The following is a 19,343-nucleotide window of genomic DNA, read 5'->3' as shown; positions in this document are numbered from 1 at the left end:
TCGCTCTTTACGCTTTGTCGTAAATTACTTCGAGAGTGGGCTTGATCACCTCATTCTTGCCAACCATGTCAAAAATCGTTGCAGGCTCGAGCACTACATCTCTACCCACTTGATTAGCTGCAAACAATCCCAGTAAATCATCTGGAGTCATTGGTTTAGGTCTCACTGGAGGGGCCGCAGCAACATTACTTGCTAGACCCTCGAATAGTGGACCCCATTGTGAATCGGGCTTACCAATAATTTCGTAGCTAGCACTCTTTCTGCGAATGTCATCATTGGCAGGGATAACAGATAAGATTGGTATACCAACATTCTCAGCAAATGCAGTTGCCTCACCGGTGCCATCATCACGATTAATCACCATGCCTGCTACACCAACATTGCCGCCTAGCTTACGGAAGTATTCGACAGCTGAACAAACGTTGTTAGCAACGTATAAAGATTGCAGATCGTTACTTGCAACCACGATCACTTTTTGGCACATATCTCTAGCAATCGGCAGACCAAATCCACCGCAAACTACGTCACCTAAGAAGTCGAGTAAGACGTAATCAAAGCCCCAATCATGGAAGCCTAATTTTTCTAGGGTCTCAAAGCCGTGAATAATTCCGCGGCCGCCACAACCGCGTCCAACCTCTGGACCACCAAGTTCCATGGCATAAACCCCATCACGCTTGAAGCAAACATCTCCAATCTTGACCTCTTCGCCTGCTAATTTCTTTTTAGAGGAAGTCTCAATGATGGTTGGGCATGCTTTTCCACCAAATAACAATGAAGTGGTATCACTTTTAGGGTCACAACCAATAAGTAATACTTTTTTGCCCTGTTGGGCCATCATGTATGACAGGTTAGCCAGAGTAAAGCTCTTGCCAATGCCACCTTTACCGTAGATCGCAATGATCTGGGTCTCTTTTTTGATTTCGCCAGTATGAACTTGGTCTGGTTCAATGGCGGCCTCTTTTTTCAGATTCGTAAATTGAATCGTAATTTCTTTTGGGACATTTGGCGCGTTCATAATGCTTCTCTCCAATCAACAACCATTTTGAGACAGCTAGGATCTTCAAATGCAGTGCGATAGACTTCATCAATTGAAGATGGCTTGCGATGATGGGTTATCAAACCACCGAGGTTTAACTTTCCGTTTGCAATCAGTTGCTTTACATCCATTAAATCTTGAGGCATCCACTGTGCAGCAATCCGGAACTTAGCTTCCTTCATAAATGCTTTGGGGAAATTAAACTGAATATCTTTTTCGTAAAAGCCAGCGAGAGTGATCTCGCCACCAACTTGTAATTGGCCAATCAATTTATTGAGTACGCTGACTTGTCCACTAGCATCACAAATATTTTTATATTTGTTTTCTTGATCATCGTCAGGGTGAAGAACTGTATAGCCTTCTGCGCCACCCATGCGGTCTGCATCAATTTCCCAAACTATTGGCCGATGACCCAATAGCACAGCAATTCTGGCAATCAGCCTTCCTAAAACTCCATGCCCAACGATGAGATCTGGTTGTAATGATTTTTTACCTTGAGTGACATGGTAGGCAGTAGCTGCGAGTGCTAGCAATACACCCTCTTCACCAATTCCTTCAGGAAGCGCAACCGCTCTATCACTAGGTACTACAACATGAGATGCAGCTCCACCAAAGAGGCCCTTGACATCTCCAAAACATTTGGCACCAGGCACAAATACTCTTTGATGAAGATCTAGTTTGGAATTTTTTCCTACACGAGTGACTCTTCCAACAGATTCATATCCAGGCACTAATGGGTAGCCCATACCTGGAAAATCTGGCATCGTTCCATTCCACAGTAACTTTTCAGTTCCTGTGCTGATGCCACTCCACTCAATTTGGATAACAACATCTGAATCTGTAGGCTCATCCAACAAAAGACGTTTCAGCCTGAGTTCCCTGGGGCTCTCAAGCAAAACAGCTGTTGAATGGAGTTGACTTAGCATGTGTATATTTTATTTTACTTTCTATATGTAAACTAATTTATACACTTATTAGACTGTAGTCATTAGTAATTACCCTGATTTATTTACTAATTAGTAAAACTTGGGCATTAATTGGCATGCTGCAGGGCAGCACTTCTACCCCCTTAAATCCAGCATATGAGGCTAAATGACTGATTTCTTGAATAGTTCTGGGTCTACCTCTACCCATGGCGAGCAAATAAAACCCAAAGTAGGCATGTCCCATCGCCGGATGGTCAGGGGTATCTGCCATAGGCTCTGCGACTAATAACTTGCCGCCAGCTGGTAATGCTTCAAATATTGACCTTAAAAGAATTTTGACGCGCTCATCGTCGTGATCAAAAATCACCCGTATTAAGGTGATGAGATCTGCGCCCTTAGGTAGTGGGTCCTGAAAGAAGTCACCACCATACACTTCAATATCTTGATGAATTGGAGCCAGTGCAAAACTATCTTTGGCAAGATTGGCAACGCCTGGCAAATCAAATAATTTTCTTTTGAGTTGCGGCGTATTGAGAAAAACGCGCTTTAAAAAAGTACCCTGCCCTCCACCAACATCCAACAAACATTCATGCTGAGAAAAGTCATAAGCATCGACTACCTGGTCCGCCACTAGAGGCAATGAAGCTGACATCAAGTCAGAATAATTTTTGACGCGCTCTTTGTCTTTCAACGCATCTTGATCTTGTTGATCAGGAGAAACGTAGGGCCAAAATTTCTCCATCTTTTTGATTTCAACATCACCAGATAGAAGACGTAATGGATCACGAAGATCATCATATAAAACAGTATGGTGCTCGATCATAGAAGACAGAGCAGTATTTCCGACCATTGGCGCGCCCAATGTACCTAGACCATATCTGTTTTTAGAGCGTATCTCTAAAAGATGGGTAGAGACTGCTGCATCTAATAATTTTTTTAAAGGAATTGCATCAAGGCTACAACTTTTTTTAATCGCATCTAAATCCAAAGGGCCGTCTTTTAGTAGATTAAAAAGATTTAATCGAACACATGAAAGCAGTATCTGGGTATAAACAAATCCAGCCATCACATCAAATAATTGATTTGCTCTTTTCTTAGCTATATTTTTTAGAAATGGAATTTTAGCAACGCGATTCTGGAAGCGAGTATCTGCAATCAGCTGATCTTTAAAAATGCAGAGCCTATCCCAGAAACTATAGTCTTGATGACTATGATCGACAGCTAGAGATTGAGTTTGCGCCATTACTCTTCGACTTTACTTAGCTTACTTACGCTACTTGTCTTTGTGTTGCAATGGCAAGTTGTCTCTCACCACGCTCAAACCAAGAGGAAGGCAATAGTCTTTCAGCTTCAAACGCAACTAACTTTTTCAGATAGCCATCTCCTGGGCAGTTTGGAATTGAAGCAATCGCTCTCCCAACCAAAAGATCAAAATGCTCTACTGCACCATTCAGGCCAAGCTCTCTTGCCGAACTAGGGCGTTGATGCTCCTCATCTTGACCAGCAGGCTTACCAAGAAACTGGGAATCACCCAATACATCACGAATATCATCCGCAACTTGATACGCCTCTCCTAGCCACTCACCCAAACCTTTCCAGGTCTCCGCATCAGATCCAGCTGCTTGAGCACCAGCTGCAGTAGCTGCTGAAAAAAGTGCGCCGGTCTTTGCTCTCTGATAATCACTTAATGCTGCTTGAGGCTCACACTCCCAAGCTTGACCAGCAATAATTCCACAGGGTGCGCCAACGCCTTGCGAAACTGTTTTGATAATCGGCGCTAGTCTTTGTGCAGATCTCCGCGATGCACAAGCAATTGTTTGATATGCCATAACGATCAGTGCATCACCTGTCAGCACAGCCAACCTCTCTCCAAATTCTTTATGGACTGAAGCTTGACCACGGCGCATATCTGCATCATCAAAGCAGGGCAAATCATCATGTACTAGCGATGCGCAATGAATCATCTCAATTGCGATGGCACTGGCCATCGATAATTGCGGGTCATCATTGCCGCAAGCATGGGCTACCGCCAAGGTAAGCTGCGGTCTAATGCGCGCACCGCCTGGAAAAACTGCATGTCTGATAGCCTTACTCAGCAAAGCTGGGCCTTTAGCCGACTCGTTCGACTTCAGAGCGTGTTCAAGTGCTCTTTCCAAATGCTTGATTGGTGACATGACTTTTGCCCCTTAAAAAGAATTCAATCTTTTGTCTAATTTAAAATACAATTTACTATGTAAAAAAATATAGACACTATTTCAGTCGATGTCAAACCAAAATTTAAGGGTTTACCCTGATAAAGAGTATGTTTAAGAGTATTCCAGAAGACTGGCCCAATCGATCTTTCAGTCGCAGCATTCAAACGGGAGATTTAACTTGGCATGTGCAAGTAGCCGGCACCTCCCCTATTCATGTACTTCTTTTGCATGGCACTGGCTCTTCGGCGCATACCTGGGGAAATCTATTTACAGAATTAGCGAAAAAATACACCGTCATTGCACCAGATCTACCGGGTCATGGATTTACTAAAAATCTTGGGAGAAAAAATCTCAATTTAGATGCGTTAGCCGATAAGCTCTCAGAACTTCGAGAGGCCTTGAATATTGAATATTTTGACCACATCATTGGACACTCAGCAGGTGCCACGCTTGCTTTAAGTTACACACTGAAAAATAAACAAGCGGAAACGATTGTCGGCCTTAATCCCTCTCTCATCAGCTTACCAAGTTTTTACAATAAATTTGTTGCCCCATTTTTAAATCCGATAGTGACATCATCATTTTTTACAGCAGTACTTGCCGATCTTTTACCGCACACCAAGATGATTGATGGCCTCATTGATTCAACCAATACCAAACTCGATGCCGATAAACGCGCTAGATATAAGACCTTATTTAAAAATGCGGATCATCTCAATGGCTCTGTGAGCTTTATGGCAGGGACTGATATACCAAGCCTTCTAGAGCAGTGCAATCAGATTAGATCCTCACTCACCTTTGTTCTAACTGAGGATGACGGCTGGATCCCAGCCCAAGAACTTCGCAAAGTGATTGATCAATATTTCAATCACGCAAAGATCATTGAAATTAAAGGAGGACATATGTTTCATGAAGCAAACGAAACACTGGCCCTTCAATTTATTGAAACAGCATTAAGTCAAGAAGGAGAGAGTCATGTCTCTACTAGTTAGTATTTTATTAGGCCTGAGTATTCTGGTTGGTCTAGGATTATTTGCTAATGCCTATTTCAGAGGCCAACAGGTATTAAAAAAATTATCGAAAAAGAAGATGCATTAAGAATTTGCTAATTGCATCGCTGCTTGCGATATCTTTTTTCCAGAACTAGTAGAGCTAGCAAAGGGTAATGGAAAATATTGTGCAGCCATAGCGCTTGATAATTCCTGAGCCAAGATCTCAGGCTTAGGAGAAGTATCTACAAATAAGAGTCGGTGATTTTTAATGCGCAACTCTTTAGCTGCCATTAATGCATCGCTATGAGCACTCTCTCTGCCACCAACACCCTTGAGATTCACATTTGCTTTGCCATCACTCATGACCACAATGATGGGAGTTAGACCCTTACGCTCAAGAGAGATGGCCATTTCGTTGGCAACCCGAAAGCCTGCCGCCAAGGGGGTACCACCACCGCCAGGCAAGGCCGCTAAGTTTCTTTTCGCTCTCACGAGCGAACGTGTGGGCGGTAAAACAATCTCTGCCTTAGCGCCGCGCATTGAAACCATAGCCACTTCGTCGCGCCGAATGTAGCATTGAGCCAATAATTCCTCTAAGGCTCCTTTTGCCTCAGCTAAACGTTGTGTTGCAGATGAACCAGAAGCATCTACCAAGAAGATAGTCACTGTCCCTCTTCTTCGTAAATACTGCTTAATGTGGAGATCTTCAGTCCTAAAGTCGATTCTGATGCGCGCAGCTTTCTGTTGATCATCACTCGACATCATCCCCCGTAGTCGCTGCCATGGTATTGCCGCTCTAATACTTTTGAGAATATCCAAACGTCTTCCATCTTGGGGCCTACCCTTGCGGGAAGTCAGGGGTCTACCGCTTAAAAAGTTTTTCTGTATGGCACCTGACTTGCCTGAAACATGTGCAGCAGACTTACCGGCAGGCAAATTCCTCTTCGACTGATGTAAAAACTGGGGTGGAATCGAAGATTTAACAGCCTCAACAATAATGTCCTCTAAATCCTCACTGGATGGCTGTTCTTGATTTGGCTGATCTGATGATTCTGAATCGTTTTGTGAATTCTCGGCTTGATTCTCCGCATCTTGGTCTTGATCTTGATCATCGCGATTTTCTTCAGACTCTTGATCGGCTTGATCCATATCTGAATTGATATGCATCCGCTTGGAGGGCGTATATACCAAACGTGCAGCATCAATTACCTCGTCCCGACCAACCTCAGCTAGACCCCTTAAGGCAGCTAAAGTTTTTGCTACCTCTAAAGCAAATTGATTTGCCCTAAAAGAGCTAACACCAAGACTAAGACCAGCTTTTGTCATGACCTCTAAATACTCATTGCTACACTTGACTGAGGGTATGCACTTCCTTGCCTTGACAATATCTTCTGCATCAACTTCAAGAGATTCATTAATATCAGCAATAGAGAATTGATCCAAGTAAAGTTCAAATGCCAATCTATCCAAGAGTCGAGCACTAATAGCTTCATCAGCATTTTCAGACTCATCAAACGCAACTACTCCAAAATGAGTGGAAGCATCAATAGTATTTTTTTCATCTAGAGCTTGAGAAATTAGTGCAATCACCTGTAAATCCATGCGCTCCACCATGGGGAGCAAAAGAAGATTGCATTCTGCTCGCTCCAATAGCCCCTTGCTCATGACTAATGAGGCCCTCTGCAAACTTGCCTCTATGTCCAATGCGCCTTTTAACTGGTCTGCAGAGATATTGGCTGGCGCTTTCAGTAATTGCGAGCCACAGGATAAAGTTAAGTCTTTTAAGTATTTAAGCCATGCATCCCTGACGGGGCCAAATTGACTTTTGACCGCAACCCCTTTGAGCCCTCTTGGATTAATTGCCAGCAGAATAGCAACTAAGTTGGCATCAAACCATGCTGTTCGATCTGATTTCACTTTGATGAAGTTGCAAAAAACTCTTGCATAGCACGATCAATTCGTGCGCCTGAAGAACTATCATCAAGCGGATTACGTCTCAGCCTATGACCTAGGGCGAGTGGTGCAATTTTTTTCAAATGATTGAGGTTTGCTTTCTTCTTACCCTCAAATGCTGCTAAGGCTCTGACACCCCGAAGTAGCGTTAGCTCCCCCCTCAGGCCATCCGTTCCCAAATGGGCACAGAGCTTGGTAGCAAGTTCAAGCAATTCATCCTCTACCTCAACTTTATCTAGAAGCTTTTGAGACTTGCTAATTTTTTTCTTAAATTCTTCTTCTGGCTTTATCCATGCAGCAATGAATTTCTCTGGGTTTCTCTCAAACTCATCACGTCTTTTGATAATCTCAACGCGCTCCTTGAAGTCAGATGGGGTTCTCACCTCAGTTGATAAACCAAAGCGGTCTAACATCTGCGGACGCAATTCGCCTTCCTCTGGATTGCCGCTACCAATTAATACAAAACGGGCTGGATGGCGAATACTCAAACCTTCGCGCTCAATGATATTTTCACCTGAGGCAGCAACGTCAATCAATAGATCTACCAAATGATCTTCCAAGAGATTCACTTCATCAATATAGAGATAGCCACGATTTGCTTTGGCCAGCAATCCAGGCTCAAATGATTTAATGCCTTGGGTCAATGCCTTTTCAATATCTAAAGCGCCGACCACCCTATCCTCTGTAGCGCCTAAAGGTAAGTCCACTACAGGTACAGCAATATTCTCAACTTTTAATTGAATGCCCTGTGCTTTTTTAGCCTCACATTCACTGCAGAGAATTTTTGCATCTGGATTACAGTGGTACTGGCATCCAGCAATCGATTTCATAGAGGGCAATAAGCCAGCTAATGAGCGAATGGTGGTAGATTTTCCGGTTCCCCGATCTCCAAAGATCAGAACGCCACCAATCAAGGGGTCAATAGTGCATAGCGTGATCGCCAGCTTCATTTCTGCTTGCGAAACAATTGCAGTAAAAGGAAAGTTAAGGGCCATTGCCATTCCAAAGCAAAATAGTATTGAAAATGGAATTTAGTTTAGTCTAACTAAATATCAATCTTGCGTTTAATTATTAGGAATATCCTCTAGATTTTGAAAATTTATCGGTATTTATTCAATGTTATGTCCCAAACCCTAAATTCTTGACCTAAGCTCACCCCTGTCTAGACTCCCGAGCGCCCGGTCATTGCTTCCCGAGCAAGTCACCTTGCCATGTGGCAGGCGCTCCATGCCCAAGATTGCCTTAAAAAGCCCTATCCAGGCTGCGATGTCCAGATTTGGGGGATGACTACCTAATTCCAACGCTGCCTAAGTCTGCATAAAGATAGCCAGATTTCATCATATATGTTAATTTTGATCCTATCTAACTATAAGAGGTAAACATGTTCGCCAAAACCATTATTAGCCTAGGCTTCCTATTCATCATGCTGTTTGGTTTGCTTTTAGCAATTCGAGATCAGCAATACGTCATGTTTGCCATTGGCATTGGCGGCTATTTCCTGGTCGCAATTTCATCGGACCTATGCAAGTCCTTCAAAAAATTAATGTGATCTAAGAAGTAATGTGCTGGTATGGGTAATACCAAAAAGCAGTTTAATTTGTGGCGCCTCATCCCTTACTTCCTTGCCAGCATCGCTGGCTTTGGATTTGGCTTTAAGTTTGGTTATGAAATAAGCGGAACAAGTCTTGCCGTGTTGACTGGCTTCGTGTTGGCGCTGATTTGCAACTTCATGATGGAGTACGTGGTGCTCAAAATATTTGGCCCACGATAATTACCTCATATTTCAATATGAGGTAATTCATGTGAATCCGTTTACTTGTATTTGCTGGTAAGTCTTGCTGCCATTTTTGAAAGCGTGATAACGCATACAACTACCCAAGCGGTTAATAAAATTCCTGTTAGATTCATCTCAGTCTCCTTAATTCCAATTTATACAACTACATATCAAGTGCTTATTTCTTCTTTGACAACAGGGTTGTCATGGAAAAAATTGTAGCAACCAATAAACAGATTTCCAAGCAATAAACAAAAGAATATCCAGTAGCAGGCCCTATTAGCCCTTCAGGAAGCCAATTTGTTGCATCCAATGCCACAATCAGATCGCGAATGACCCCGCCCAGGCCAATCGCAATCCCCGCTGCGGTAGCCTGAACAGCACCCCATGCACCTAATGCGAGACCCCTTTGGTCAGAAGGCGCTAACTGCATGGTTGCAGTTAATGTCCCATGACTAAATAGGCCGCCCCCAAAACCAATTAAAAAGGTGCCTAAGAAGAAGATCTCTCTTAAGGCTAATGGAGCAGAAAGCGTAATCAATATAAAAGCAGGGATGCCAACAAGCGCTCCCATGCTGGCCATAAAGAATGGATCAGTACCCTTGCTAAGTACGCGTGATGCCCAACTAAAACCAATTAATCCACCAGTTGCCAGAATTGCGGTCAGCATCGTCGTATCACTCACACTCATACCCAAAATCTGACCGCCATAAGGCTCAAGCAAAACTTCATTCATACTAAAGGCCATCGTTCCAAAACCCAGAGCAACCAATCTCCTCATGGCATTGCCACCCTGAGCAAAGTTACGCCACGAGTCTATGAACGATGGTTCGCTAGAAGATTTTTGATTCGCCTGACTTCTGGGTTCTTGCTTCCACAAAGAGATCACATTGAGAACTATGGTGATGAGAGCGGAGGCCTGAATTACTTGGATTAATTTTGCAGGGCTAAATTCATTCAAAGCCCAGCCAAATACTAAAGAACTAACAATCATCCCTAAGAGTTGCATGACATACATCAGGCCAACCACTTTAGGCTGATCAGCTTCTGGAGCTAAATCTGTTGCCAAAGCCAAACCCACGGTCTGAGTAATGTGTATGCCAGCGCCAACCAATAAAAAAGCAAGTCCTGAAGCTACCCATCCAATCCAAACTGGCGCTTGATGTGATTGTCCGCCACCTGATAAAACGAGCAATGCAAAAGGCATGATCGACAAACCGCCAAATTGGACTAAGGTTCCCATCCAGATGTAAGGAACCCTACGCCAACCAAGAGCAGATTTATGGTTATCGGAACGAAAGCCGATCAGAGCGCGAAAAGGCGCAAAAATGATAGGCAAAGAGATCATGATTGAGACGATTGAAGCTGGCACATGCAGCTCAACAATCATGACGCGATTGAGAGTGCCAACCAACAGAACTAATGCCATTCCGGCAGAGGCTTGAAACAGAGAAAGTCTGAGCAACCTTGACAAAGGCAAATCATCTGAGGCCGCGTCTGCAAAAGGCAGATATCTAGGGCCAAGATTTGTCCAAGATTGCATGAGCTTTTTAGTCACTCGATTCATCTTATAAATTCTACCCTAGCACATTCCATCTCTAGATGAAGTAACACAAATTGGTATTGATAGGCCATACAAACTAAAAAGGCTGGGTATTACCCAGCCTTTAAAGAAGCATTAAAGTTTTACTTCTTCATAGGCGCCGTCGGTGCCGCTGCTGTTGCTGCTGTTGCTGTCTTAGCGCCACCTTCTAAGAAAGCACTAACCCAAGTTGTATGAGTCAAGATTGAGTAATGCACACTAAAAGATCCAACTGCTACTGCTCCAATAATGAGCGGGATCCCAACAGTAGGCTTAACCACTGTCCACATTTTTCCGTAAATCATATTGATCTCCCTATTCCTTATTTAAGCCAAGGCGAATAAATATAAGCAAGCAAATGCGCTAGCGCTGCAATCATCCCAAAAAACTGGGTCCCTTGAATCAGATTACGGTGCAACTCCTCTGATTGTTCGTCATTAAGCCCCGTAAGGCTAACTTTTCCATCTGACATAGTTTGCGTCCCCCCAAAGAAAAGACTTGATAAACGTGCAACCCCGCACGCAAGGTAGTGACCAAAATCACTGAATCCTACTACCACATATGTAATTTAATAAATACATATTGTGATGTCAAGGTTAATATACATTTTTATTCTAAAATTCAATTTTATTCCTTTATTTACAATGGTTTATAGCTATATATATTTTATTTATAAAATAAAGTTTGTTGCGAAAATGACGTAAATTAAGTATTAACCCTAATATCATTAGCCCAGTTAAGATTACCCCAATGTCTAGCCAAATTCGAGTTAATAATGGATGGCCAAGCAAAAAGGCTTCGCCTTACTCAAGAGCAATCATCAAGACAAATAAAATCATCTCCAATGAACGAAAAAGCAACCCGCAACACTCAGAAGCTGAAGTCTATTGCCTCATTTCTACCGTTCTTAAAACCTTATAAGAAGCAGTTGCTAGTTGCCACAATCAGCCTGGTACTTGCCGCTTGCGCAACTTTAGTGGTGCCACTCTGTTTTCGGAAAATCATTGATCTAGGGTTTAGCGATATAAGCCATGAACAAATTAACCTCACCTTTATCAATCTTTTTATAGCTGCGTTTGTTCTTGCATTTGCGAGTGCCCTGCGTTACTACATGGTCTCTTGGCTAGGAGAAAGGGTGACTTCTGATATTCGGAAGGCAGTCTACTCGCACATCATCGTACAAAGTCCAGAGTTCTTTGAAACTCAGCAAAGCGGCGAGCTTCTCTCTCGAATTAATAACGACACTTCAATAGTTCAAATCCTAGTAGGTACAAGCATTTCGATGGCAGTGAGAAATGTGTTTCTCTTGCTAGGCGGAATGACAATGATGTTTATTACTAGCATCAAATTGTCTTTACTCATTCTTGCAACACTATTATTAACCGTAATACCCATCATGATTATGGGCAAAAAGGTTCGGCAGCTCTCTAGAAATTCTCAAGATAAGATTGCGCTTGCTTCAGCAATTGCAGGTGAAAAAATTAATGCCATTCTGACTGTTCAGTCATTTGCAAATGAACAAAAAGAAATTAAGGCATTTAATACATCGATTGAAGCTTCATTCTTGGCCTCAAAAATTAGAAGCGCAGCTAGAGGTAAACTTACCTTTGTTGCCATACTGTTGGGCTTTACAAGTATTATCACTGTACTTTGGCTTGGCGCCTATGCTGTTAGCAACAAAGAAATATCTAGCGGCGAATTAACGCAGTTCTTTTTATATGCAGTGATCGTCGCTGGCTCAATAGCTGCCCTATCAGAGGTTCTTGGCGACGTACAAAGAGCAATTGGCGCCAGCGATCGACTTTTAGAATTACTGGGTATTCAATCAAAAGTTCAAAGCCCTAAAATACCCTTTAGTTCACCCCCCGAAATGAATAAAGCAATAAGCATCAAGATTCAAGGGTTGAATTTTCACTATCCATCCATTTCTACAAATGTACTTTCGGATATCTTCTTAAATGTCCAGGCTGGAGAAAAACTTGCCATTGTCGGTCCATCGGGTTCAGGCAAAACAAGCTTATTCAAATTAATACAGAGATTTTATGATCCTCAGTCAGGAATCATATCTTTTGATGGGGTTGATATTAAAAGATACCAATTAGATGATTTAAGAAAGCTTATTGGAGTGGTGCCCCAGGATATCAGCATCTTTTCTGAAAATGCTTTAGAAAATATCCGATACGGCGATGAAAATGCAAGCGATGATGAGGTAGTGACAGTATCTAAGATTGCCTTTGTAGATGAATTCATATCTAAGCTACCTGATGGATACAGTACATTCTTAGGTGATCGGGGCGTAAGGCTATCAGGCGGTCAAAAACAACGTATAGCCATAGCGAGGGCTTTACTAAAAAATCCACCATTACTGCTATTAGATGAAGCTACTAGCTCTCTGGATGCAGAGTCAGAAAGGCTGGTACAGCAAGCGCTTGAAGAAGCAATGAAAGGTCGCACAACCATAGTAATTGCTCATAGACTAGCGACAGTCAAAAAAGCTGACCGGATTGTTGTGATGGAAAATGGTCGCATTGTAGAAATAGGAGACCACTCCTCCTTAGTGAACAATGGGGGTCTTTACTCTCATCTAGCTCAGCTTCAATTTACGGATGCCTAAACGTCAAGACAAGATACTCAAGTTAATATCAACGCCTTAAGGGATTATTCTTTAGCACTATAGGGTCATATCACCGCCTAGATAAATCTGCGCTATCTTATTGCACAAGCGCCTGAAAGAGAGCCAGTCGCCCTTAGCTTAAACGGCCAATACCCACTTCAAATGAAAAATCTTGCTACGGTAAATGCCATCATTCCTAAAAAGATAGTTCCCAACATACTCTTGGTTACTATAAAACCAAAAATGGCAAGCAATCCACCAAAGAGCTGCGGGGAATAAAGATCCAACTCAAAAAGTTGAGATGTTGGTTCTTTGATGAATAGGATTTCAGGAAGGACGATAGCAATCAAAGCTGCTGTTGGGGCATATCGCAAGAATTTATGAACAGTTTGAGGAATATCAAACCTAGATCCACCCAATAAGAAGAAGCCTCTGGTGATGACGGTAACCAACATTAATCCAAAGAAGGCGATCCATAAATACGTCACACTCATACGCCACCCTTTTTATATTTTTTATCCATCAATACTGCTGCACCTACACCTGCAATTACAGAGCAAACAATAGTCAGGCGGTACGGAAGATTAATAGTTAATGCACAAGTAATAGCTGCAGCAAGCGCTGATACTAGAGCTGTTCTATTCTTAACAGCAGGAACAATGAGCGCAATCAAAGCCAAAGTTCCCGCAAACCCTATCCCCCAATCCTGTGGAATATACGATCCAAAAATAATTGCAATCAAGACCCCCAGCTGCCATACAGTCCAATTAGTAAAGGCCATTCCTAAAAAATATAGTAATTCAGTATGATTGCTATGTGAGTCGGACTGTGGAAATCGATGAACAAACTTCGCAAATGCAATGTCGCCATTGAGATAGCCAATTCCAAGTCTTTGCCAAAAAGTATATTTTTTGAAATGCGGCTGAATTCCAGCGCTAAAGATGACAAATCTCAAGTTCACGATCAGCGCGGTTAGCCATATTGTCCACAAGGGATAATCTCCGGCAATCAGAGGCATAACAGCCAACTGCGCGGAACCGGCATAGACCAATATATTGAACCAAAAAGTTTGTAAGGGCTGTAGTCCAGCGCTTAATATGGCGATATTGGTAACAATCGACCATGCCAAGATAGCCATAGCTGGCTCAGACATTGACTTCAAGCCCTCAAGGAAGGCGCTAGTTTTATAAAACTTCAAAATATTGAATACTTCACTAGTGGGTTTTATTCAGATTGCAACCCTTATCTTAAATGACCTGTGAGTAGAATTACTCATTAAGCTCATAATCTTATAATCACCACCTTAAACTGAATTGATATCTTTTATGGCTACACCTTATAACGGCCGTCTTACCTCTTTATCGCATGGTGGAGGCTGTGGCTGCAAGATTGCACCTGGCATCTTAAGTGACATCTTAAAAGCCTCACCGATGCGCAATCTACCGACTGCACTATTGGCGGGTAACGATAACAATGAAGATGCTGCCGTATATCAAATTAATGAGCATCAGGCGATTGTTGCAACAACGGATTTCTTCATGCCAATCGTAGATGATCCATTTGAGTTCGGTCGCATTGCTGCAACGAATGCAATATCTGACATTTATGCAATGGGTGCTCAACCTCTTTTTGCACTTGCGTTGTTAGGGATGCCGATTCAGGTTTTACCTTTAGAGGTCATTCAGCAAGTGACTGCTGGCGGTGAATCTGTCTGCAATGATGCCGGCATCATGATTGCTGGTGGCCACTCGATTGATACTGTCGAACCAATTTATGGCTTAGTAGCCATTGGCATCGTCGATCCAAAAAAACTCAAGCGCAATAATGGCGCGCAAGTAGGTGACAGCATTATTCTCAGTAAACCGTTAGGTGTGGGCATACTTTCTGCAGCACTCAAGAAAGGGGTTCTCTCCGATGCTGGCTATCAAGAGATGATTGATCTCACCACCAAGCTGAACAGGCCTGGTATTACACTCTCGAAATTAGAGGGTGTGCACGCCCTCACCGATGTTACGGGCTTTGGCTTGGCAGGGCATTTACTAGAGATGGCAAGAGGCTCCAATTTAAAGGCGCAGATCCAGTGGGATGCCATTCCCATGTTGCAAGAAGCAGTTGAACATGTCAAAGCTGATATTTTTACTGGCGCATCTACGCGCAATTGGGCTGGCTACGGTAATGAGATTGCACTCGCTAAGAATATAGAACTGTGGCAACAAAACCTATTAACCGACCCGCAAACTAGCGGCGGCTTACTGATATCTTGCGCACCAGAGCAAGAGGCTGAGGTTCTTTCTATACTGAAGCTCGGTGACTTTTCTAATGCTCAAAAAATAGGTCAATTTGAAGCAGGCTCGGGTGTTTCTATTAATTAAATAGCTACTTCCCTTCAATTTGACTTCACCCATATAGCAAAATATTTTTATAAAATCATTCCGCGAACATCACCCCTCACCATCATCGCTTATTACTTGATATTGAGGGCACCTTAAGCTGAATTTTTGATAATTCATTGCTACATCAGTAGCTGAAGATAGTGATTAGCCAACTCCAAGGTGATGTAACTTAAAGCAAGTGTTTTAGAAAATCTATTTCATCCAAGGTATCACCTCTAGGTAAGCGAACTAGCATAGCTAGACGGTTTTGATCTTCTAGCCTAAATTGATATTAAGGCGGACTTCATCTATATTGAAATCTACTTGAATATCCCAAATCTCCACGCTAGACTGTTAGCAAGTAATAATCCAAAGAGTATTAACATCCTTCAAATATTGAACCCTTTAGCCATTAATAACTATGCAATTTCCAATCTTAAGATTTCTACTAGACTCTTCCGACTACATGCTACGGATACAGATCACTTTTATAGTTTTATCGTTTTGCTTTCTTGCATTTTATTTTTTTCAAAAGATTTCACCTAAATACTTATTTGGTGATGATGGTCCGTATGCTGGATATATCTATAATGCGATGGGCGTGGTTTTTAGTATTGTGTTTGCCTTTATCACCGTGCTGGTCTGGCAAAACTACAACAATGTAAGTGATGCAGTCAACAAAGAAGCGGGTCATCTAAACAATATGTATCGACTGTATTCGGCATTTCCTCCAGAGGAAGCCAAATCTGGCAAAGAATCTTTGCGCGCTTATACAAAAATCGTTATCGAAGATGAGTGGCCCCTCTTGAAAAAAGACCAATTTAGTACCGAAGCCTATAAAAAATTATTGAGCATAGAAGAAAAAATGATTCAATATCAACCCCAAAATATCAGTCAGTCCAATGCTCATCAGCATATGCTTAGGTTGATGACTGAGTACACAGAACTTCGTCGTAGCAGAATTTATAGCGCTCAGTTTGCTCTGGCACACCCAGCTTGGATTGGCCTCATTAGCAGCTCATTTATCTTTTTATTTTTTTCTTGCCTATTCAAGATGCAATCTACTCGAACGCATTTGATCTTGATCGCCTTTTTAGGCCTAACTATTGTCGGGGTGGTGTACTTTTTGGCTTTATATATCCACCCATTTCTGGGTCCAATGGCAATTGGACCAGAGCCTTTTCAGAAGCTACTTACCTTCGCTTGGACTTTCTAAATCTTCGACTTGTTCGTATCTATAGACACCTCGATAACTTAGCCTAGCAAATACTTAATTTTCTCGAACAATCAGGGATCTTAGCGACGTTAGAAATTAATATAAAGTTTAAGATTGCTTTAATTGATCTAGGAATAGCCATGGTTTTGCCCATTTATGCTCTCAAGTAATGATATTTTATTTATTCTATGGATTCTAGCTTGCCTATCCATAATCCTCTTTACCCCAGGGAAGATAGGCAAGATTGCATATAGCCGTCTTATGGTGGGTATTTTTATCTGCTCATGCCTCGTGACTACTTGGTTTCATGAAACCGTGATTGACGTATCTAAGACAAGCCCTCTTCATGGAGCCATTTTGGCATTGGCACAGGTTGGAACATTAACACTCTCTTCCAAGTTATGGCTTAGCCTCAACTACAAAAAATTTAGCGCAAGTATTCGGACTTTACTCTGCACCATTCTTTATGGCACTCTTCTGATCATGACGATCTGCGCTTACTGGATTAGCACAATCATTCCCGAGTTGCTCTTAGTCCTTTACCCAATATCCAGCCTTGCAATCTCCATTAGCGCTGAAATGCTTGAGAATCGATGGAAATCAGAAGTTCCTTGTAATCAGAAATGATCCACATGCATCACCATCAATAACTCATATAAAGAAACGCCTCTCAAAGCCTCGCCATTGATTTACAAACTAGGCTGAGAGCTGGTTTCCAGATTTATGGGGCCACTACAGGCCTAGTGGTAGCAGCATTAAGCTAGATTAATCAGCTCTATTGATGCTTTGGTTGGATGTTCAAAAACAAAGAGTTCGGTATAACCAGCCCTTTAATCCCACCTCCACTGGTTAGATAGGATAGTATTTGTAAAGCTGTCAATATTGAGCTAAATTCAAGTTTATTACCAAGCAAACACTTCTACATTAGTATTCTGATGTGCAATCTTAAAAAGCATTTATTAAACAAATGAACAGGGACTTTAATGAATATATCGTTTATTAGTCGGGCTAGCTGGATCTTCGTATTACTTCTTTTATCCTTTTCGAGCGAATTAAGAGCCGCTGGTTATCCAGAAAGGCCTGTGAAGATCGTGGTTCCATTTGCTGCAGGTGGGCCAGCCGATAACTATGCGCGCTTCCTCGCAAAGAAGTTGCAAGATGAATTCAACACCCCATTTATTGTTGAGGATAAGCCTGGTGCAGGATCCATCATTGGCACAGATTTTGTCGCCAAGTCCCCTGCGGATGGTTATACCCTTTTACTGATGTCCAATACACAAACAGTTAATGAGTCTTTGGTGTCAAACAAGCCTTATAACCTCATGAGGGATTTTGTTGCGATTGCGCCGATCAACTATTCTGATTTAGTTTTAGTCGTTAATCCTAGCTCTCCTTTCAAAAATTTAGAGGAGCTCATTGTTTACGCAAAAGCAAACCCAGACAAATTAACTTATGCGTCTTCCGGCACAGGTACACCGTACCACTTTGCCGGAGAACTCTTTAATGCGATGGCAGGAGTTAAGATATTGCACGTACCTTATAAAGGGAGTTCTGGTGCAAGAACAGATGTCATTGGCGGTCAAGTAAATATGATGTTTGATGCAATCACCACAATGGCTTCCATTGCCGCGTCTGGGAAAGTGGTCTCGCTTGGAACTACCGGATTATCCAGGTCAACAATTTTGCCAAATGTTCCAACAATTTCTGAGGCTGGCGTTCCGGATTATCAAACCTCTATTTGGCTTGGAATCCTCGCCCCTGCTGGCACACCCAAGGATGTTGTCGCAAAGCTGAATAAAGCAATCGTAAAAATTGAGTCTAGTGATGAGGTTAAAACTCTATGGGCAAAACAAGGCGCTATTCCATTACTCATGAACCCCACTGAATTTACTAACTATATAAATACTGATATCAATAAGTGGAAAAATTTAATGATCAAAAACGGAATTAAACCCCAATAATGAGTGAACCTATGTTGAAATTATCTATTCTTAGTGGTGGTGCAGCAGCTGGTGTTGTCAAAGGACTACAGCAGCTTTTTGAAAGTTCATCCTCTTGTAAGGTAGATGCTACATTTAGTGCAGTTGGGGCAATGCGCGAGGAGCTACTTTCCGGCAAACCATGTGACCTTATTATTCTGACTAAAGCCATGATTGATGGATTGATCGCAAGTGGCCACGTGGTAAAGGGATCAAATAAATCCCTTGGCATTGTCAGAACTGGAGTGGCGATCAAGAGTGGGCATAAGCCTCCAGCAATTATCACTAGGGATAATTTATTCGACGCCTTTAAGAGTGCTCAAGGGATTTATTTTCCTGACCCAGACAAGGCCACAGCCGGTATTCACGTTCTGAGTGTATTAAAACAATTGGGATTAGAGAAAGAAAAAAGTGCAGCATTAAGAATATTTCCAAATGGGGCCACTGCTATGGCAGAGATGGCTCAATGCCAAGAAGATCATCTCATCGGAAGTACTCAGGTTACTGAAATTAATATTACCCCCGGTGTTGAGTTGATTGGCATGCTACCCAAAGAGTTTGAACTTGCAACTGATTATTGTCTTGGAATTTGCACTAATGCAAAGGAACCGGGGCTAGCAAAGACTTTTGCCGATATGCTGACTAGCTCTGATGCAGCTAATCTGCGCAAAAAAATAGGATTTGAAGAAGCTTAATACTTTGAA

The 19,343-nt window shown here is 42.2% G+C and carries 20 protein-coding genes; 9 read left to right on the top strand and 11 right to left on the bottom strand.

Annotated features, from left to right (window positions below; genetic code table 11):
• Positions 1-7: 7 nt before the first annotated feature.
• From ICN43_RS03600 to ICN43_RS03585, 4 genes are all read right to left on the bottom strand, one after another.
• The gene (locus ICN43_RS03600; RefSeq protein WP_216197244.1) at positions 8-1,015 is read right to left on the bottom strand and encodes a chlorophyllide a reductase iron protein subunit X; all 1,008 of its coding nucleotides are present in this window, start codon (positions 1,013-1,015) and stop codon (positions 8-10) included.
• Positions 1,012-1,962 carry a chlorophyll synthesis pathway protein BchC gene (gene bchC / locus ICN43_RS03595; protein WP_216197243.1) on the bottom strand — a complete coding sequence of 317 codons (951 nt, stop codon included), beginning with the start codon at positions 1,960-1,962 and terminating at the stop codon, positions 1,012-1,014. The genes ICN43_RS03600 and bchC overlap by 4 nt, the downstream gene beginning before the upstream one ends.
• A 79-nt stretch (positions 1,963-2,041) precedes the next feature.
• Positions 2,042-3,205 carry a methyltransferase gene (locus ICN43_RS03590; RefSeq protein WP_216197242.1) on the bottom strand — a complete coding sequence of 388 codons (1,164 nt, stop codon included), beginning with the start codon at positions 3,203-3,205 and terminating at the stop codon, positions 2,042-2,044.
• A 25-nt stretch (positions 3,206-3,230) separates the two neighbouring features.
• Positions 3,231-4,136 carry a polyprenyl synthetase family protein gene (locus ICN43_RS03585; protein WP_216197241.1) on the bottom strand — a complete coding sequence of 302 codons (906 nt, stop codon included), beginning with the start codon at positions 4,134-4,136 and terminating at the stop codon, positions 3,231-3,233.
• A 128-nt stretch (positions 4,137-4,264) separates the two neighbouring features.
• On the opposite strand from ICN43_RS03585, the gene ICN43_RS03580 reads away from it, so the two are divergent.
• Complete coding sequence (locus ICN43_RS03580; protein ID WP_216197239.1) at positions 4,265-5,149, top strand: alpha/beta fold hydrolase; 885 nt, start codon at positions 4,265-4,267, stop codon at positions 5,147-5,149.
• Positions 5,150-5,251: 102 nt separating this feature from the next.
• Here ICN43_RS03580 and ICN43_RS03575 read toward each other — a convergent pair whose 3' ends face one another.
• Positions 5,252-7,066, bottom strand: coding sequence for a VWA domain-containing protein (locus ICN43_RS03575; protein WP_216197237.1), 1,815 nt, complete (start codon positions 7,064-7,066; stop codon positions 5,252-5,254).
• A complete protein-coding gene (bchI, locus tag ICN43_RS03570) occupies positions 7,063-8,097 on the bottom strand; it encodes a magnesium chelatase ATPase subunit I (protein ID WP_216197236.1) in 1,035 nt (344 codons plus the stop codon). The genes ICN43_RS03575 and bchI overlap by 4 nt, the downstream gene beginning before the upstream one ends.
• 386 nt (positions 8,098-8,483) lie before the next feature.
• Between bchI and ICN43_RS03565 the strand changes: the two genes are divergently transcribed.
• Together ICN43_RS03565 and ICN43_RS03560 are read left to right on the top strand one after the other, a co-directional pair.
• A complete protein-coding gene (locus ICN43_RS03565) occupies positions 8,484-8,651 on the top strand; it encodes a hypothetical protein (protein WP_216197235.1) in 168 nt (55 codons plus the stop codon).
• 21 nt (positions 8,652-8,672) lie between these two features.
• Positions 8,673-8,873, top strand: coding sequence for a hypothetical protein (locus ICN43_RS03560; protein ID WP_216197234.1), 201 nt, complete (start codon positions 8,673-8,675; stop codon positions 8,871-8,873).
• 181 nt (positions 8,874-9,054) lie between these two features.
• On the opposite strand, the gene ICN43_RS03555 is transcribed toward ICN43_RS03560, so the two are convergent.
• The 3 genes from ICN43_RS03555 to pufB all read right to left on the bottom strand — a co-directional run bounded on the left by ICN43_RS03555 (position 9,055) and on the right by pufB (position 10,930).
• Complete coding sequence (locus tag ICN43_RS03555) at positions 9,055-10,443, bottom strand: PucC family protein (RefSeq protein ID WP_216197233.1); 1,389 nt, start codon at positions 10,441-10,443, stop codon at positions 9,055-9,057.
• Between the two features lie 119 nt (positions 10,444-10,562).
• The gene (locus tag ICN43_RS03550; RefSeq protein WP_216197231.1) at positions 10,563-10,763 is read right to left on the bottom strand and encodes a light-harvesting protein; all 201 of its coding nucleotides are present in this window, start codon (positions 10,761-10,763) and stop codon (positions 10,563-10,565) included.
• A gap of 17 nt (positions 10,764-10,780) precedes the next feature.
• Positions 10,781-10,930: a light-harvesting antenna LH1, beta subunit gene (pufB, locus tag ICN43_RS03545; RefSeq protein WP_216197230.1), complete on the bottom strand. Its 150-nt coding sequence runs from the start codon at positions 10,928-10,930 to the stop codon at positions 10,781-10,783.
• A 372-nt stretch (positions 10,931-11,302) separates the two neighbouring features.
• Here pufB and ICN43_RS03540 point away from each other — a divergent pair, with 372 nt between their 5' ends.
• Positions 11,303-13,072, top strand: coding sequence for an ABC transporter transmembrane domain-containing protein (locus ICN43_RS03540; protein WP_216197229.1), 1,770 nt, complete (start codon positions 11,303-11,305; stop codon positions 13,070-13,072).
• A 158-nt stretch (positions 13,073-13,230) separates the two neighbouring features.
• Here the strand turns inward: ICN43_RS03540 and ICN43_RS03535 are convergent, their stop codons facing one another.
• Positions 13,231-13,566: an AzlD domain-containing protein gene (locus ICN43_RS03535; protein WP_216197228.1), complete on the bottom strand. Its 336-nt coding sequence runs from the start codon at positions 13,564-13,566 to the stop codon at positions 13,231-13,233.
• Entirely contained in the window at positions 13,563-14,225 is a 663-nt protein-coding gene (locus ICN43_RS03530) for an AzlC family ABC transporter permease (protein WP_216197227.1), read from the bottom strand. Before ICN43_RS03530 ends, ICN43_RS03535 begins: the two co-directional genes overlap by 4 nt.
• A gap of 172 nt (positions 14,226-14,397) precedes the next feature.
• Between ICN43_RS03530 and selD the strand changes: the two genes are divergently transcribed.
• The 5 genes from selD (at position 14,398) to ICN43_RS03505 (ending at position 19,334) form a co-directional block, all read left to right on the top strand.
• Positions 14,398-15,444, top strand: coding sequence for a selenide, water dikinase SelD (gene selD, locus ICN43_RS03525; RefSeq protein ID WP_216197226.1), 1,047 nt, complete (start codon positions 14,398-14,400; stop codon positions 15,442-15,444).
• A gap of 595 nt (positions 15,445-16,039) precedes the next feature.
• On the top strand, positions 16,040-16,660 hold the full coding sequence (locus tag ICN43_RS03520) for a DUF4239 domain-containing protein (RefSeq protein ID WP_216197225.1): 621 nt from the start codon (positions 16,040-16,042) through the stop codon (positions 16,658-16,660).
• A gap of 315 nt (positions 16,661-16,975) precedes the next feature.
• Positions 16,976-17,287 carry a hypothetical protein gene (locus ICN43_RS03515; protein ID WP_216197224.1) on the top strand — a complete coding sequence of 104 codons (312 nt, stop codon included), beginning with the start codon at positions 16,976-16,978 and terminating at the stop codon, positions 17,285-17,287.
• A 356-nt stretch (positions 17,288-17,643) separates the two neighbouring features.
• Positions 17,644-18,621 (top strand): tripartite tricarboxylate transporter substrate binding protein, encoded by a 978-nt coding sequence (locus tag ICN43_RS03510; RefSeq protein ID WP_216197223.1) that lies wholly within the window; start codon positions 17,644-17,646, stop codon positions 18,619-18,621.
• An 11-nt stretch (positions 18,622-18,632) separates the two neighbouring features.
• Positions 18,633-19,334 carry a substrate-binding domain-containing protein gene (locus ICN43_RS03505; protein WP_216197222.1) on the top strand — a complete coding sequence of 234 codons (702 nt, stop codon included), beginning with the start codon at positions 18,633-18,635 and terminating at the stop codon, positions 19,332-19,334.
• Positions 19,335-19,343: the final 9 nt, after the last annotated feature.

It is taken from the genome of Polynucleobacter sp. UK-Mo-2m-Kol15 (genome assembly GCF_018881505.1).
Classification (GTDB): domain Bacteria; phylum Pseudomonadota; class Gammaproteobacteria; order Burkholderiales; family Burkholderiaceae; genus Polynucleobacter.
The sequence above is the reverse complement of the archived record's forward strand: the minus strand, read 5'-3'. Positions and strand labels throughout refer to the sequence as shown.

Excerpts from the sequence above, each read along its gene's own strand:
- ICN43_RS03555 (WP_216197233.1), bottom strand. The coding sequence starts at position 10,443 with ATGAATCGAGTGACTAAAAAGCTCATGCAATCTTGGACAAATCTTGGC.
- ICN43_RS03505 (WP_216197222.1), top strand. The coding sequence starts at position 18,633 with ATGTTGAAATTATCTATTCTTAGTGGTGGTGCAGCAGCTGGTGTTGTC.
- ICN43_RS03535 (WP_216197228.1), bottom strand. The coding sequence starts at position 13,566 with ATGAGTGTGACGTATTTATGGATCGCCTTCTTTGGATTAATGTTGGTT.
- ICN43_RS03540 (WP_216197229.1), top strand. The coding sequence starts at position 11,303 with ATGAACGAAAAAGCAACCCGCAACACTCAGAAGCTGAAGTCTATTGCC.
- ICN43_RS03590 (WP_216197242.1), bottom strand. The coding sequence starts at position 3,205 with ATGGCGCAAACTCAATCTCTAGCTGTCGATCATAGTCATCAAGACTAT.
- ICN43_RS03600 (WP_216197244.1), bottom strand. The coding sequence starts at position 1,015 with ATGAACGCGCCAAATGTCCCAAAAGAAATTACGATTCAATTTACGAAT.
- ICN43_RS03550 (WP_216197231.1), bottom strand. The coding sequence starts at position 10,763 with ATGATTTACGGAAAAATGTGGACAGTGGTTAAGCCTACTGTTGGGATC.
- bchC (WP_216197243.1), bottom strand. The coding sequence starts at position 1,962 with ATGCTAAGTCAACTCCATTCAACAGCTGTTTTGCTTGAGAGCCCCAGG.
- bchI (WP_216197236.1), bottom strand. The coding sequence starts at position 8,097 with ATGGCCCTTAACTTTCCTTTTACTGCAATTGTTTCGCAAGCAGAAATG.
- ICN43_RS03560 (WP_216197234.1), top strand. The coding sequence starts at position 8,673 with ATGGGTAATACCAAAAAGCAGTTTAATTTGTGGCGCCTCATCCCTTAC.
- ICN43_RS03565 (WP_216197235.1), top strand. The coding sequence starts at position 8,484 with ATGTTCGCCAAAACCATTATTAGCCTAGGCTTCCTATTCATCATGCTG.
- ICN43_RS03585 (WP_216197241.1), bottom strand. The coding sequence starts at position 4,136 with ATGTCACCAATCAAGCATTTGGAAAGAGCACTTGAACACGCTCTGAAG.
- selD (WP_216197226.1), top strand. The coding sequence starts at position 14,398 with ATGGCTACACCTTATAACGGCCGTCTTACCTCTTTATCGCATGGTGGA.
- ICN43_RS03530 (WP_216197227.1), bottom strand. The coding sequence starts at position 14,225 with ATGTCTGAGCCAGCTATGGCTATCTTGGCATGGTCGATTGTTACCAAT.
- ICN43_RS03510 (WP_216197223.1), top strand. The coding sequence starts at position 17,644 with ATGAATATATCGTTTATTAGTCGGGCTAGCTGGATCTTCGTATTACTT.
- ICN43_RS03580 (WP_216197239.1), top strand. The coding sequence starts at position 4,265 with ATGTTTAAGAGTATTCCAGAAGACTGGCCCAATCGATCTTTCAGTCGC.
- ICN43_RS03520 (WP_216197225.1), top strand. The coding sequence starts at position 16,040 with ATGGGCGTGGTTTTTAGTATTGTGTTTGCCTTTATCACCGTGCTGGTC.
- pufB (WP_216197230.1), bottom strand. The coding sequence starts at position 10,930 with ATGTCAGATGGAAAAGTTAGCCTTACGGGGCTTAATGACGAACAATCA.